Below are 13,946 nucleotides of genomic sequence, written 5' to 3'. Positions count from 1 at the left end.
CGATTCCGTGCAGACGTGAGAGGATGCTTCACTGCGTTCAGCATGACAACCTGTTTCCTTAAGTTCTACTTCTTCCCCGCCACCCGCAGTACCGTGAACGAGTTCGGCGCCAGCGTATAGCTCACCTGAGTACCATTCACCGCAAAAGTCGATTCCTGCGGCACCAGCTTCATGGGCTCGGTCAGCGAGTTCACGGTTTGCAGGTCGGGACTGCTCATGGTGGTGGCTTTGCCGGTTTTGCCGAGGCCCTTGGCGCCGGCCAGGTTTACCTTCACCGGGCGGGAGGTGGGCGAGTAGTTCACCAGCTTCACCACGATGTCGCTGCCATCAGCCACGGCGGTGGCGAAGAGGTTGTCGGTGCCGTTCTTGGCGTTGCCGGGCAGCTGCACGGGCAGCATGGTAGTGCCGCGGTTGGTGCTGTACATCTTCTGCACGTAGTAGTTGGGCGTGCCGTACGATTTGAGGTTATCAAACCAAATCATATCCGGCACCCACTGCCAGGCATCGACGTGGGCGAAGAGCGGAGCGTAGCTGGCCATGCTCACCACGTCGGCGTTGCGCTCCAAACCAGTCATAAATGCCGCTTCGGAAATGGCGCAGTCCCAGCTGTTCTTGTTCTCGGTGCTGCCGATGGCCACGCTCTGCGCCGCGTACTCGCCGGCGAAAATCTTGGAGCCGGTGCGCGGGTAGTTGTCGTAGCGCCCCACGTTCTGCCGGAACCACTCGGGCTTGGCGTAGTAGTGCTCGTCGATGTACTCGGCATTGAGCTCGCGCAGGCGCTTGCTGGCCTTGTCAAACAGCTCGCCGTCGGGCGAAGGGCCGGCGCTGCTCACGATTTCCATCTTCGGATACTTCGCCTTGAGCGCCTTGGCGAACGGCTCGTAGCGCTCCAGGTACTGCGGCCCCCACTGCTCGTTGCCGATGCCAATCATCTTGAGGTTGAACGGCGCCGGGTGGCCCATGGCGGCGCGCTTGGCGCCCCAGGGGCTGCTCACGGGCCCGTTGGCAAACTCCACGAGGTCGAGCGCGTCTTGGATGAAGGTTTCCAGCGTCGGGTCGTCGGTAGCGTGGTCGTGCGGCTCCGAGGCGCTGGGCCCCTTGCCGGCCGCGCTGCTCACCGGCGCCAGCTCCGAGGAGTTGAACTGGCAGGCCATGCCCACGTTGAGGATGGGCAGCGGCTCGGCGCCAATGTCCTCCGAGAGCTGGAAATACTCGAAGAACCCCAGCCCGAACGACTGGTAGTAGTCGGGCGTGTAGCGGTGCTTGAATTCCTTGTTCCAACGGTTTATCATCGGCTCCCGCGCTGCCACGTCGCCAATGGATTTCTTCCACTGGTAGCGGTTATCCAGCGTGATGCCCTCCACGATGCAGCCGCCGGGGAAGCGTAGGAAGCCCGGCTTCATGTCCTTGAGCAGCTGCACGAGGTCGGGGCGCATGCCGTTCTCGCGCTTCATCCAGGTGTCCTTGGGGAAGAGCGACACCACGTCGATATCCGCCGTGCCGGTGCCGTCTACGTTGATTTGCAGGCTGCCCTTGAGGGCGGTGGCGCTGGCTTTGAGCACGGCAGTGTACTTCTTCCACTCCCCGGTCAGTCCGCTGAACTTGGTCTGCGCCAGCGGCTGGCCCTTCTCATCCTGCAAACTCACCGTGAGGCTGCCGATGCTGCCGGGCCCGCGTCGCGCCCACAGCGAGAGCGTGTACTCGGCCCCAGCCTTCACGCCCATGCCGCGGAAACCTTCGTTCACGAAGCCCGCATCCGGCCCGGCCGTGGCGACCGTCAGGCGCAGGAAGTGGTTGTTGGTAGCGCTGATGGGGTTCTGGGTGGAAATAGTATAAGTCGACAGCCCCGCCGCGCCCTTGATGGCCTTCCAGCCAATCAAATGGTCGTCGGTTTCAAACGACTTGTTTTTCACCAGCTCCGGATACAGCCCGCCGTCGGCGGCAAAGTTGATGTCCTCGAAAAAGAGGCCGTAGAGGTTTTTGGGCACGGCCGCGCCGGGCTTGTTCACCTGCACGGTGATGGTGCCGGGGGCAGCGTTCTGGGCCTGGGCGGTGCCGGCGGCCAGCAAGCTGGCAGCCAGCAGGTAGTTGCGGAGGGTGGGATTGATAGTCATTGAATTGTTAGTTGAAAAGCTAGTCAGCACCGGGCCGGCAGAACCCTACCAAAACTTCACGTACAGCGCCGTAATCATCAGCAGTGTCAGCACGATGAGCACCAGCGTCGAGGGGCTCACCTTGAACCAGCTCGAATCGTAGGGAATGGCCTTGGGGTTGATGGCCGGGCCGGCCAGGCTCATGGCCACCATCAGCACCATCGTGAAGGCGAAGGAAAGGCCCATGCAAATCAGGAAGGGGATTTCGTAGCCGCCGTGCCCGTTGGGGAAAGCGGTGTAGAGAATCGTCTCGTTGCCCAGCACGCTGGGCGCGTAGTTGTTAAAGAACACCGACAGCAGGAAGCCCGACAGCATGCCCGCAATGGCAGCCGGCGCGGTCGTGCGCTTCCAGAACAAGCCCAGGATAAACACCGCCACCACACCCGGCGAGATGAAGCCGGTGTACTTCTGAATGTAGGTGAAGCCACCCTCGCCCCCGATACCCAGCAAGTCCTGCCAGGTCAGCAGAATAGCCAGCACCGTAGCCACGAGTACCGTCAAACGGCCCACCCACACCAGCTGCGTTTCATCAGCCTCCGGCTTGAGGTAGCGCTTGTACACGTCGAGCGTGAAGATGGTGGAGATGGAATTGGCCTTGCCGGCCAGCGAGGCTACGATGGCAGCCGTGAGCGCGGCCAGCGACAAGCCTTTCAGGCCGTTGGGCAGGAAGGTGAGAATGGCCGAGTAAGCGTTGTCGGAGTTGAAGGCGCCGCCCGGCGACATCTGCTCCTGCAAGCTGCCGTTTTTGTGCAGCACGTAGGCCGCGATGCCCGGCAGCATCACAATCACCGGCATAATCAGCTTGAGCATGCCAGCGAAGAGGATGCCGGTACGGGCCGTCTTGAGGTCGGCACCGAGGGCGCGCTGGGTGATGTACTGGTTGCAGCCCCAATAGTTTAGATTCACAATCCACTGGCCCGCCGCGTACATAGCAATGCCCGGCACCATGAGGTACTTGTTGATGTCGACCTGCGGCGTGGCGGCCGTGGGTTTGGGGAAAATCATGTGGAAGTGGTCGCCGGCGTCCTTCATCATGGCGTTGAAACCCGCGATGGCGTCGTGGCCGAGGCCGAACTTCTCGCTCACCAGCGTCAGGGCCAGGTAGGTAGTGGCCAGGCCACCCACAATCAGCACCGTCACCTGCACTACGTCGGTGTAGCCCACCACTTTCATGCCGCCCAGCGTGATGATAAGCGCAAACACCGCCAGCGCCACCAGGATGAGGTGAAAGCTCTCGGCCCCACCCACCAGGCTGCTGATAGCCAGGGCGCCCAGGTACAGAATCGAAGTGAGATTGACCAGCACGTACAGAAACAGCCAGAAGATGCTCATGATGAGGCTCAGGGCCGCGTTGTAGCGCTGCTCCAGAAACTGCGGCATGGTGTAAATCTTCCGTTTCAGGTAGATGGGCATGAAGAACACCGCCACGATAATCAGCACGATGGCCGCCACCCACTCGTAGGCTGCCACGGCCACGCCCACCTGGAACCCGTTGCCGCTCATGCCGATGAACTGCTCGGCCGAGATGTTGGAGGCAATCATGGACGCGCCGATGGCCCACCACGTCAGCGACCCCTCGGCGAGGAAGTAGTCCTTGGTGGTCATCTGCGCGCTCTGCTTGCGCTTGTAAATGTAGAAGCCGTAAGCGGCCACGCCCACGATGTATATCAGGAAGACCGTGAGGTCTAAAGAATTGAAAGCGTTTTGCATCCGGGTGGGATTGGGAAGGTGTCTGGCGCGAGTTTAGGCGAAGCCGTAACTCGTGCCCATGATAACCGGGAGGCTGTGCCTCCCGTGCCGCGCCAGCGGCAAGCTTGCGCCTGGTTTATAATGTAGCCGTGGCCGGTCGTTCTGTTGCGAGGCTCAGCCTCGCCCGAATGATTGGCACGAGTTACGGCTTCGCCTAAATTCGCGCCAGTGCTGCTTACTTGAAGGCCACTTCGTTGAAGCGCAGCTCGTTTTTGAAGGTCCGCAGCTTGGTGTCGGCGTCGATGATGAGGTACTCGATGCCGGCGATTTCGGCGAAGTCTTCCAGGTATTCGGCCGTCAGGTTCTGGCTGAAGCCGGTGTGGTGGGCGCCGCCGGCCAGAATCCAGGCCGCCGCGCCGGTGGCGAGGTCGGGTTTCACCTTCCAGAGCACGCGGGCTACGGGCAGGTGGGGCAGCTCGGCCTCAGGGGCCACGGCCGTCACTTCGTTCACGATGAGGCGGAAGCGGTTGCCCATGTCCACGATGGTGGCGTTGAGGCCTTCGCCGGCGGGGCAGTTGAACACCAGACGCACCGGGTCGGCCTTGCCGCCGATGCCGAGGGGGTGGATTTCGGCCCGCACCTTGCCTTCGGCGATGCTGGGGCAGATTTCGAGCATGTGGGAGCCCAGCACTTGGTTGTTGCCGGGCGCAAAGTGGTAGGTGTAATCCTCCATGAAGGAGTTGCCGCCGGGCAGGCCGGCGCCCATCACCTTCATGGCGCGCACCAGGGCCGAGGTTTTCCAGTCGCCCTCGCCTCCGAAGCCGTAGCCCTCGGCCATCAAACGCTGGGTAGCGATGCCGGGCAGCTGCACCATCCCGTGCAGGTCCTCGAAGGTATCGGTGAACCCCTTGGCACCGGTGTCCTGCAGAAACTTGCGCATGCCGGTTTCGATGCGGGCGGCGTCGCGCAGACTGTCGCGCTGGGCACCACCGGCCTGCAGGTCGGCGGCCAGCTCGTATTCCTGCTCGTAAGTGGCAATGAGCTCATCTACTTGCGCGTCGGTCACGGCGTCGATTACCGCCACCAGGTCGCCCACGCCGTAGGTGTTCACCGAGTAGCCGAACTTGATTTCGGCCTCCACTTTGTCGCCCTCAGTCACGGCCACATAGCGCATGTTGTCGCCGAAGCGGATGAACTTGGCACCCTGCCAGTCGGCCCAGGCCGAGGCCACGCGCGCCCAGATGCTAAGGCTGTTGTGCACGGCCGCATCCTGCCAGTGGCCGACCACTACCTTGCGCTTGATGCCCATGCGCGCCCCGATGAAGCCAAACTCCCGGTCGCCGTGCGCCGATTGGTTGGTGTTCATGAAGTCCATGTTGATGGTGTCCCAGGGAATGTCGCGGTTGAACTGCGTGTGCAGGTGGGCCAGCGGCTTCTGCATGATTTTCAGGCCGTTAATCCACATTTTGGCCGGCGAGAAGGTGTGCATCCAGGCAATGAGGCCCACGCAATTGGGCGTATTGTTGGCTTCCTGCACCAGCTTGTAGATGCCTTCGGAGCCCGTGAGTACGGGCTTGAACACGATTTTGATGGGCAGCTTGGCGTCCAGCTCCTTCGCAATTTCCTGCGAGTGAACAGCTACTTCTTCGAGGGTTTCGGGGCCGTAGAGATGCTGGCTGCCGGTGATGAACCAGGCTTCGTAGTGGGTAAGGTCAATCATGGAAGAGGGGGGGTGTTATCTTTTACCTGTCATGCTGAACGCAGTAAAGCATCTCGCATGTGGTAGTAAATCAATTGTTAGAGTTAGTAACGCGGGCGAGATGCTTCACTGCGTTCAGCATGACAGTTCACGACTGTCCGTAATAGGAATTCGCCCCGTGTTTGCGCTCGTAGTGCTTTTTAATCAAAGCATCCTTCAGCCGCTCCACGCCCGGGCGCAAGGTGCAGCTGAGATACGCCAGCCGCGCCAGCTCCTCCAGCACCGCGCTGTGGTATACGGCTTTCTCCACCGTCTTGCCCCAGGTGAAGGGGGCATGGTTGCCCACCAGAATCATCTCGACTTCGCTGGGCGAGAGGCCGCGCTTCTCGAACTCGTTGATGATTTGCCAGCCGGTCTGGTGTTCGTAGTCGCCGGCGATGAGCTCGTCGCTCATGGGCGGGGCGCAGGGCACGTCGGCCGTCAGGTGGTCGGCGTGGGTGGTGCCGAGGATGGGAATGTCGAGCTGCGTTTGGGCCCAGGCGGTGGCGTAGGTACTGTGGGTGTGCACGATGCCGCCGATTCCCGGCCACTGCTTGAATAGCAGGGCGTGGGTTTTGGTGTCGCTGCTGGGGCGCTTCGTGCCTTCCACAGCATTGCCGTCGAAGTCCACAATGACGATGTCTTCGGGCTGGAGCGTGTCGTAGGGCACGCCGCTGGGCTTGATGGCAAACACCTGGCGCTCCCGGTCGACCACGCTGGCGTTGCCGAAGGTGAAGAGCACCAGTCCGAGCCTGGGCAGCTGCATGTTGGCCTCGTAGCAGGCTTGTTTCAGGGCTTGGTACTGGCTCATGCGGTGGTGACGGCGGCGGTTTCGGTTTCAACAACGGGTTCCTCCCCCACCGTCACGCTTTCCACGAACCGGCCGAGGGCCTGATACTGGGCGTAACGGGCGGCGTAGTCGGCCACGCGGTCGGGGTTTGGGGTGTAGGTTTCGGCAAAGCCGCTGCCCATGGCTTTCTGGGCCGTGAGCACGTCGGCGTGCAGGCCGGCGGCTACGGCCGCGTACATGGCCGAGCCGAGGGCCGGCGCCTGCTCCGAGACGGCGATTTTGATGGGCCGGTCAAGCACGTCGGCCAGGGTCTGCATCACGAACTGCGACTTCTTCGCCACGCCGCCGATGCCGATAACCTGTTTAATCGGAATGCCTTCCGACTCGAAACGCTCCACGATTTGCTTGGAGCCGTAGCAGATGGCTTCCACGAGGGCGCGGAAAATCTGCGGGGCGTTGGTGCCCATCGTGAGGCCGGTGAGGGCACCTTTCAGGGCCTGGTTGGCGTCGGGGGTGCGGCGGCCGTTCACCCAGTCGAGGGCCAGCACGTGGGAGTCGTCGGGATGCACGGCGGCGGCGGCCTGGCTGAGGTGAACAATCAGATTGTCCGTCATTTCCTCGCGCAGGTCGGCTTGTTGCTCAGCAGTCAGCACCTTGGAGTGGGACAGCACGTTGTGCAGCGGCCACTCCACGATGTTGCGGAACCAGGCCAGCAAGTCGCCGAAGGCCGACTGCCCGGCCTCCAGCCCCAGCATGCCGGGAATCACCGAGCCATCGACCTGCCCGCAGATGCCGGCCACGAGGTGGTCGCCCACTTCAGCCGTGGGCGCTACTACGATGTCGCAGGTACTGGTGCCCATCACTTTCACCATTGAGTAGGCCTCGATTTCGCCCGCCACCGCGCCGGCGTGAGCGTCAAAGGAACCCACGGCTACTACGGTACTGGTGGTCAAACCTAAGCGTTGCGCCCACTCTTCGGAAAGGTGGCCGGCGACCTGGTCAGCAGTGTAAGTTTCGGTGAATAATCGATTGCGTAATCCGGCCAGCTTCGACTCGACGTGGGTCAGAAACTCCTCGGCGGGCAGGCCGCCCCAGCTCTCGTGCCACATGGCCTTGTGGCCGGCGGCGCAACGGCTGCGCCGGAAGCTGGCGAGGTCGCCGCCGGTGAGCAGCAGGGTCATCCAGTCACAGTGCTCCATCCAGGAGTGGGCGGCTTCGGCTACGGCCTCGTCTTCGCGCAGGATGTGGGCAATTTTGGCCCAGAACCACTCGGAGGAATAGATGCCGCCTTCGAACTTGGTAAAATCCTCGCCGCCCCAGGTGCGGGCCTTGTGGTTGATTTCGGCGGCCTCGGCCAGGGCCGTGTGGTCTTTCCAGAGCACAAACAGGGCGTTGGGATTGTCCTGAAACTCGGGTAGCAAACCCAGGGCCACACCGTCGGCGTTTACCGGGCCGGGCGTCGAGCCGGTGGTGTCGATGGCCAGGCCTTTAATCTGTTCGGCGGGCACCTGCTGGGCCACTTTGCGCACGGTAGCTTCCAGACCTTCAATGTAATCGAGCGGGTGCTGGCGAAACTGGTTTTTGGCGGGGCGGCAGTATTGCAGGGTTTTCCAGCGCGGGTAGTAATGCACGGCCTGGGCTACTTCGGCCCCGGTGTGGGCATTCACCAGCAGCGCCCGCACCGAGTCGGTGCCGTAGTCGATGCCGATAACGTAGGCGGGTTGGGAGGTTGGGTTTTGCACGGAAATCAGGAAGTGAATGGTCGGAGACGGGGTAAGAAAGTGAATGGGCGGTTAGAGGCGAGGGCGAGAAAACTGGGGTAGACTGGCCGCACCATTCACTTGTTTTTTACCGTTTCACCGGTCCGACGCCGGGAGCGTCGGACCGATTCTGGCAGCGGCAGGCCATGTGGTTCAGTTGTTTTATTTCCGCACGCCGAAGTGGTAGCTGGTCACGCTGTGGTAGGTTTCGCCGGGTTTCAGCACCGTGCCGGGGAAGGCGGGCTGGTTGGGCGAATCGGGGAAATGCTGGGTTTCGAGGCAGAAGCCGGCGTGCTGGCCGTACACGGTGCCGCCCTTGCCAGTGAGGGTACCATCGAGGAAGTTGCCGGTGTAGAACTGCACGCCGGGCTGGTCGGTAACGACTTCCATGGTGCGGCCCGAAGCGGGGTCATACACGGTGGCGGCCGAGTGCTGGCCGGTGGTCTGGTTTAGCACCCAGTTGTGGTCGTAGCCGCCGGGCACCTGCGCGATACGCTCGCCGATGGCGTGGGGCGTGGTGAAATCGAAGGGCGTGCCTTTCACCGCTTTCAGCTCGCCGGTCGGAATCAGCGCCGCATCGACCACCGTGTAGCGGTCGGCGGGCAGCGTTACTTCGTGCTTCAGAATATCCTTGCTCTGGCCGTGGCTGAGGTTGAAGTAGGCGTGGTTGGTGAGGTTGACGGGCGTGGCTTGGTCGGTGGTGGCGGTGTAGTCGATTTTGAGCGCGTCGTCGTTGGTGAGGGTGTAGACTACCGCCACCTGCAGGTTGCCGGGGTAGCCTTCCTCACCGTCTTTGCTCAGGTATTTGAGGGTCAGCGTCGGGCCGTCGGCCGAGGTGCCGGGCGTAGCCTGCCACACGCGCTGGTCGAAGCCGATTTTGCCGCCGTGCAGGGAGTTGGCGCCGTTGTTCACGCCTACCTGGTAGGTCTTGCCATCGATAGTGAATTTGCCCTTGGCAATGCGGTTGCCGTAGCGGCCAATGAGGGCACCGAAGTAGGGGTTGGACTTGCGGAAAGCCGGGCTCTGGTAGCCGCTCACGTCGTCAAAACCCAGCACCACGTCACCCAGCTTGCCGTCCTTATCCGGCACCAGCAGGCTGGTGAGAGTGCCACCGTAGTTGCTGATGGTGGCTTTGAGGCCGTGGGCGTTGGTGAGAGTAAAGAGCTGTATTTCGGTGCCATCAGTGGTTTTGCCGAAAGCAGCCGAGGTGGGCGCGGCAGTGGCGCCTACGGCAGTTGAGTCGGTCGCAGCGCCGGTTGTTTCCATAGCGTTGGAGGAACTGGTTTTCGATTCGCAGGCCGCCAGCAGCAGCGTGCCGGAAAGGCCCAAAGTCAGCAGGCGGAAGGAGTTCGGGGAAATCATGGCAAGGTTATTAATTAGTCAGCAGCTTATTGCACCGTGATTTTCTGGCTCAACAGGCCCTGGCCCTGGCGCACCTGCACCAGGTAGAGGCCGGGGACCAGCGCCGCATCCACGGCTGTAGTCGGGCGGCTGGCGAAGGTCTGCCGGTGCACGCGCTGCCCCTGCAGGTTGAAGATTTCCACGGTCACGGCTTCGGCGCGGGGCTGCGGGCCGAGGTCCACGGTGAAGCGGCCGGCGGTGGGCACGGGGTAGATGCTGGCGCCCGGCAGCGGCTGGCTGGCCGCCGTGTTCAGGGCGGTGTTGGTCAGCGTCCAGCGCTGGCCGGCGCTACCGTTGTAGTCATAGAGGCCGAGTTGCTGGCCCACGGTAGCTGAGTTATTGGGCACTTCCACCACGCGGTTGCCATTGAGCGAGGCAATGACCATCGTGCCATTGTTCGCCCGCTCCAGACGGAATTGCTTGCAGCCGGTGAAGGTGTAAGTACCCAACTGTAGCAGCGCACCATTGGCGGCCGAGCAGCCGGCCACGCTGGCGGCCAGGCCACCCAGGGCATTGGTGATTTTGTATTCGCCGTCGCCCAGCGTCGCGAAGTCCCATTTCTGGCAATCGAGGCCGGCCCGGGTGCCCTGAGCAATGGTCTGACCGCTCACGCCGGTGCAGCCCCAGGCGTCCCACACGAGGCCGTTGGCGCCGGCGATTTCGTAGCGGCCGGGCGTCACCCAGTCGCGGCTCACCACGGGCCAGCCGGCGGCGCTCCAGGTCAGCTTAGCCAGGCCCAGCTTGGGGGCACCGTTGTCGTCAAAATCATAGTAGTGGTGCGAAAAGTACGTTACCCCACCTTCTTCCAGCAGGCCCGCGTGGCCCGGCCCCACGTAGCGGCCCGAGGCGTTGAGTACCACCGTGCCGCCGCCGTTGTTCAAACTCACGCCATTCTGGTCGAGGAACGGGCCGGTGGGCGAGGTGGAGCGTCCCACCAGAATGTAGTAAGTGCTGTTGCTACCCTGGCAGCAGGCCCCGCGGTTGATAAACAGGTAATAATAATTACCGTTTTTGGTGAGGCAGGCGGCTTCGGGGTCATTGTTGGCCACCGCAAACTGATTGCTGGTGTTGATTACCTTGCCGGTGCTGGGGTTAAGCTGCGTGGTGCGGAGGCCGCCAAAATACGAGCCGTAGGTAAACCACACGTCGCCGTTAGAATCCTTGAACACGGCCGGGTCAATGGCATTCACCGAGCTGCCGCCGTTGGTCGAAATAACCTCGCCCTCATCTACCCAACGGTAAGCAGGGTTGTTGGGGTCCAGGGTGGTGTTGGTCACCAGCCCGATGGCCGACACGCGGGAGCCGAAGCTGGAGCAGGAGTAATACAGGTAGTATTTCCCATTCATGAAAATGCATTCCGGCGCCCAGAAATTACCCGTGAAGCCCGGCACACGGGTATTTATCCAGCTAGGATAGACGTTGTTCTGAAAAACCGGCCGGGCGCCCGCCGTCCACTTCACCAGGTCGGTCGAATACAGGCTGGTGATGCCCTGGCCGGTCGTGAAGGTCCAGTAGGTGTTGCCGTCCTTCACGATGGTTGAAGGGTCGTGCGCGCCCAGCGTACCCTGGAGCGCCAGCGCGGGCCGCGCAAGCACCAGGCCAGCCAGCAGGAGCAGCCCTGCGAAGTACCGGGAGATAGCCGAGCGAAGGTGCACAGCGCCAGTGTGTTCAGATACGGTCATTGTCATAGCGTGGGTGGGATAAGAGGAACCAGATGAGCTACTCGCCGCTGGGGTTCAGAATATTTGTGTTGATGGCCACCGGCACGCCGAAATTGGGCGTGCCGTCGGGGTTCCAGCCAAACTTCTGCATGCGGGTATTGCGCTTGTCGAAGCAACCTTCGTTGGCGTTGGAGTTGGCGTGGTAAATCAGCCAGTCTTCCTGGCCATCAACCGATTTGAAGAAAGAGTTGTGGCCGGTGGCGTAGGCCCGGTTGGCCGGGCTTTGGCCGAACACCGGCTGCGGCGATTTCGTCCACGAGGCCGGGTTCAGCGGGTCGGCGGTGTCGCTGGCGGTGAGCATGCCCAGCACGTACTGGTCGGTGCCGCAGTAGCTGGCCGAGTACACCAGAAAAGTCTTGCCGTTACGCTGCAGGATTTCCGGGCCTTCGTTCACGTAGGGCGGGCCCACGTTTTCCCAGGCATGCTCGGGGTGCGAGAGCTCAACGCGGGGCCCGGTGAGGGTCCATGGGTTGCTCATGCGCGAGATATATAGGCGCTGAATGGCGTCGATACCGTTGTGGCCCGACCAGATGAAGTAGCGGTTGCCGTTCTGTTCCAGCACCGTGCCGTCGATGGCCCAGTAGTCGGCCACGGGGCTGAAAATGCGGCCCCGGTCAATCCAGGTGCCTTGGGTGGGGTCGGCGCTGGCATTTTCCAGCACCCAGGTGCGCTGGCGGCCCAGGTCGGTGCCGGCCGGGCCCGCCGAGTAGTAGAGATACCACTTGCCATCGAGGAAAAAGAGCTCCGGGGCCCACAGGTTGCCCGAGGCGGCGCCCTGCGCCGGGGGCGTCCACACTACCTTGCCGGCCGTGGCGCGCAGGCGCGACATCTTGGCGGTTTTCCAGATGCGCAGGTCGTTGTAAGTCGTGTGCAGGTAGTAATAATAGCCATCCTTTTGCGCTACGAAAGGGTCGGCGCCGGAAGCCTGGAGCGGGTTCTGGAACGTGGTGGTGCTGGCGGTGGTGGGCGGCACAATGACCACCGGGTCGCTTTTTTCCTGGCAGGCGCCGGCCGCGCTTACCAGCCCGGCCATCAGGGCCGCCTTACCGAGTCGCACTAGCCAAACTTGCTGCATAACCTTATAAAAACCCGCCAGAATGCGTTGTCTGGCACCGCCAAACCCCACAGCGACCCCGGCGCGGGGCCGGGGCAACTGTGGGGCAGCAGGCCGAAGCGGCCGGCGCTTAGTAGCCGGGGTTCTGCTTGATATTGGGGTCGATGTCGATGTTTTCCTGCGGGATGGGGAGCAGCTTCGACTTGCCCAGCACGAAGTTGGCGAAGTCGGCGTCGCGGCTGCGCAGCTCGTCGATGCCCGCCTGGTTGTCGAGCAGGCCGTAGCGGTTGATGTCGTTCCAGCGGGTACCTTCGCCCGAGAGCTCGGTCACGCGCTCGTGGCGGATTTGGGTGCGCATATCGTCCTGCGAGAGGCTACCAGTGAGGGCGGGCAAATCGACGCGCCGGCGTACCTGGTTTACCAGCGGCAGGGCGGCCCCGGGCTGGCCCTGCTCGTTGAGGGCTTCGGCCTGCATCAGCAGCACGTCGGCGTAGCGAATCAGGCGGATGTTGATGCCCGAGAAGAAGTTCTCAAAGTTGCGGGTGCGGTCATTCTGGTACTTGCGCCAGAAGTAGCGCGAGGGGTTCAGGTTCAGGCCGCCCACGCCGAAGGTTTTGCCATAGATGGTGGGCGTGGTGATGGCCGAGCTGATGAGCGTCACCTCGCGGCGCGGGTCGGGCGCGCCCGATACCGTCGTTTCGTTGAACTCCTGGAAAATCCAGCGGCGGGCTTCCACGTCGGTGTAGCCGATGCCGGGCGGCGCGAAGAACTGCGCCCGCTCGTTGCCCTCCGACACCCCGGCCAGGTCCTGGCCGCCGGTGGTGGAGTAATCCGAAAACTGCACCTCGAACACCGACTCGCTGTTGTTTTCGTTGCTCATCGTGAAGTTGTCGAGGTAGTTGGGCACCAGCGCATACTGGTTGTCGCGGATGATTTCGGCGAATTCAGCCGACGCCAGCGCCCACTGGCGCTGCATCATGTACACCTTGCCGAGCAGGGCGGTAGCAGCCCCGCGGGTGGCGCGGCCCTTGTTGGCGGCGTCGTAGGTCAGGGGCAGGTCGGGCTTGGCAGCTTGCAGGTCGGCAATCACGGCGGCCTGTACCTCGGCCACCGTGCCCTGCGGGAAGCGGGTGTTGGCGTTGGCCGCACTCAGGTTCAGGGGAATGTTGCCGAAGAGCGAGCCCATTTCGTAGTAGCACAGGGCGCGCACGAAGTGAGCTTCGCCGAGCAGGCGCTTCTTCAGGTTTTCGTCCATGTCGATGGCCGGCACGCGCTCCAGGATTTGATTGCACCGGAAAATGGTCCGGTAAAAGTCAATCCACATAAAGTTCGAGTACTCGAACATGGTGTTGGCCTGGATGAAGCGCGTGTAGTTGGCCAGCTCGGCATAGGGGCTGACGCTGAATGCTTCGTCGGAGCGCGGAATGGTAGCGAAGTGCCAGCGCTGGCTGAAGGTGCCAATGTATTGCAGCCCCGAGTACATGGCCGTAACGGCACGGGTGGCGTCTTCCGAGCTTTTCCAGAACGAGCCCGTCGAGGGTTCGTTGGGATTTACTTTATCAAGCAGGTCGTCTTTGCAGCTCGTGCTGAACAACAGCAGGCCGGCGGCCAGGGCAATGGAAATTTTACGAACGAACATG

Annotated in this window: 9 protein-coding genes; all 9 read right to left on the bottom strand. The window is 62.4% G+C overall.

Features of this window, described 5'->3' with window-relative positions; all coding sequences use genetic code 11:
- Positions 1 to 65: 65 nt before the first annotated feature.
- The 9 genes from Q5H93_RS01100 to Q5H93_RS01060 all read right to left on the bottom strand — a co-directional run bounded on the left by Q5H93_RS01100 (position 66) and on the right by Q5H93_RS01060 (position 13,945).
- Entirely contained in the window at positions 66 to 2,114 is a 2,049-nt protein-coding gene (locus Q5H93_RS01100) for an alpha-L-arabinofuranosidase family protein (protein ID WP_305004625.1), read from the bottom strand.
- Between the two features lie 45 nt (positions 2,115 to 2,159).
- Complete coding sequence (locus tag Q5H93_RS01095; RefSeq protein WP_305004624.1) at positions 2,160 to 3,863, bottom strand: sodium:solute symporter family transporter; 1,704 nt, start codon at positions 3,861 to 3,863, stop codon at positions 2,160 to 2,162.
- 214 nt (positions 3,864 to 4,077) lie between these two features.
- Complete coding sequence (gene araA, locus Q5H93_RS01090; protein WP_305004623.1) at positions 4,078 to 5,562, bottom strand: L-arabinose isomerase; 1,485 nt, start codon at positions 5,560 to 5,562, stop codon at positions 4,078 to 4,080.
- A 127-nt stretch (positions 5,563 to 5,689) separates the two neighbouring features.
- Positions 5,690 to 6,391, bottom strand: a complete 702-nt coding sequence (locus Q5H93_RS01085; RefSeq protein WP_305004622.1) for an L-ribulose-5-phosphate 4-epimerase — start codon at positions 6,389 to 6,391, stop codon at positions 5,690 to 5,692.
- The gene (locus Q5H93_RS01080) at positions 6,388 to 8,112 is read right to left on the bottom strand and encodes a ribulokinase (protein ID WP_305004621.1); all 1,725 of its coding nucleotides are present in this window, start codon (positions 8,110 to 8,112) and stop codon (positions 6,388 to 6,390) included. Before Q5H93_RS01080 ends, Q5H93_RS01085 begins: the two co-directional genes overlap by 4 nt.
- Before the next feature lie 180 nt (positions 8,113 to 8,292).
- Positions 8,293 to 9,492, bottom strand: a complete 1,200-nt coding sequence (locus Q5H93_RS01075; protein WP_305004620.1) for an aldose epimerase family protein — start codon at positions 9,490 to 9,492, stop codon at positions 8,293 to 8,295.
- A 26-nt stretch (positions 9,493 to 9,518) separates the two neighbouring features.
- The gene (locus Q5H93_RS01070) at positions 9,519 to 11,213 is read right to left on the bottom strand and encodes a family 43 glycosylhydrolase (RefSeq protein ID WP_305004619.1); all 1,695 of its coding nucleotides are present in this window, start codon (positions 11,211 to 11,213) and stop codon (positions 9,519 to 9,521) included.
- 37 nt (positions 11,214 to 11,250) lie between these two features.
- On the bottom strand, positions 11,251 to 12,327 hold the full coding sequence (locus tag Q5H93_RS01065) for a glycoside hydrolase family 43 protein (RefSeq protein WP_305004618.1): 1,077 nt from the start codon (positions 12,325 to 12,327) through the stop codon (positions 11,251 to 11,253).
- Between the two features lie 109 nt (positions 12,328 to 12,436).
- Positions 12,437 to 13,945 carry a RagB/SusD family nutrient uptake outer membrane protein gene (locus Q5H93_RS01060; RefSeq protein WP_305004617.1) on the bottom strand — a complete coding sequence of 503 codons (1,509 nt, stop codon included), beginning with the start codon at positions 13,943 to 13,945 and terminating at the stop codon, positions 12,437 to 12,439.
- Position 13,946 lies beyond the last annotated feature (1 nt).

The sequence above is a fragment of the Hymenobacter aranciens genome, from assembly GCF_030580865.1.
Lineage (GTDB): Bacteria > Bacteroidota > Bacteroidia > Cytophagales > Hymenobacteraceae > Hymenobacter > Hymenobacter aranciens.
This window is presented reverse-complemented; position numbering and strand designations above follow the sequence as displayed.

What these genes read in the sequence shown, in the direction of transcription:
- Q5H93_RS01095 (WP_305004624.1), bottom strand. Translation starts at nt 3,863, where the DNA reads ATGCAAAACGCTTTCAATTCTTTAGACCTCACGGTCTTCCTGATATAC.
- Q5H93_RS01085 (WP_305004622.1), bottom strand. Translation starts at nt 6,391, where the DNA reads ATGAGCCAGTACCAAGCCCTGAAACAAGCCTGCTACGAGGCCAACATG.
- Q5H93_RS01060 (WP_305004617.1), bottom strand. Translation starts at nt 13,945, where the DNA reads ATGTTCGTTCGTAAAATTTCCATTGCCCTGGCCGCCGGCCTGCTGTTG.
- Q5H93_RS01075 (WP_305004620.1), bottom strand. Translation starts at nt 9,492, where the DNA reads ATGATTTCCCCGAACTCCTTCCGCCTGCTGACTTTGGGCCTTTCCGGC.
- Q5H93_RS01070 (WP_305004619.1), bottom strand. Translation starts at nt 11,213, where the DNA reads ATGACCGTATCTGAACACACTGGCGCTGTGCACCTTCGCTCGGCTATC.
- Q5H93_RS01065 (WP_305004618.1), bottom strand. Translation starts at nt 12,327, where the DNA reads ATGCAGCAAGTTTGGCTAGTGCGACTCGGTAAGGCGGCCCTGATGGCC.
- araA (WP_305004623.1), bottom strand. Translation starts at nt 5,562, where the DNA reads ATGATTGACCTTACCCACTACGAAGCCTGGTTCATCACCGGCAGCCAG.
- Q5H93_RS01100 (WP_305004625.1), bottom strand. Translation starts at nt 2,114, where the DNA reads ATGACTATCAATCCCACCCTCCGCAACTACCTGCTGGCTGCCAGCTTG.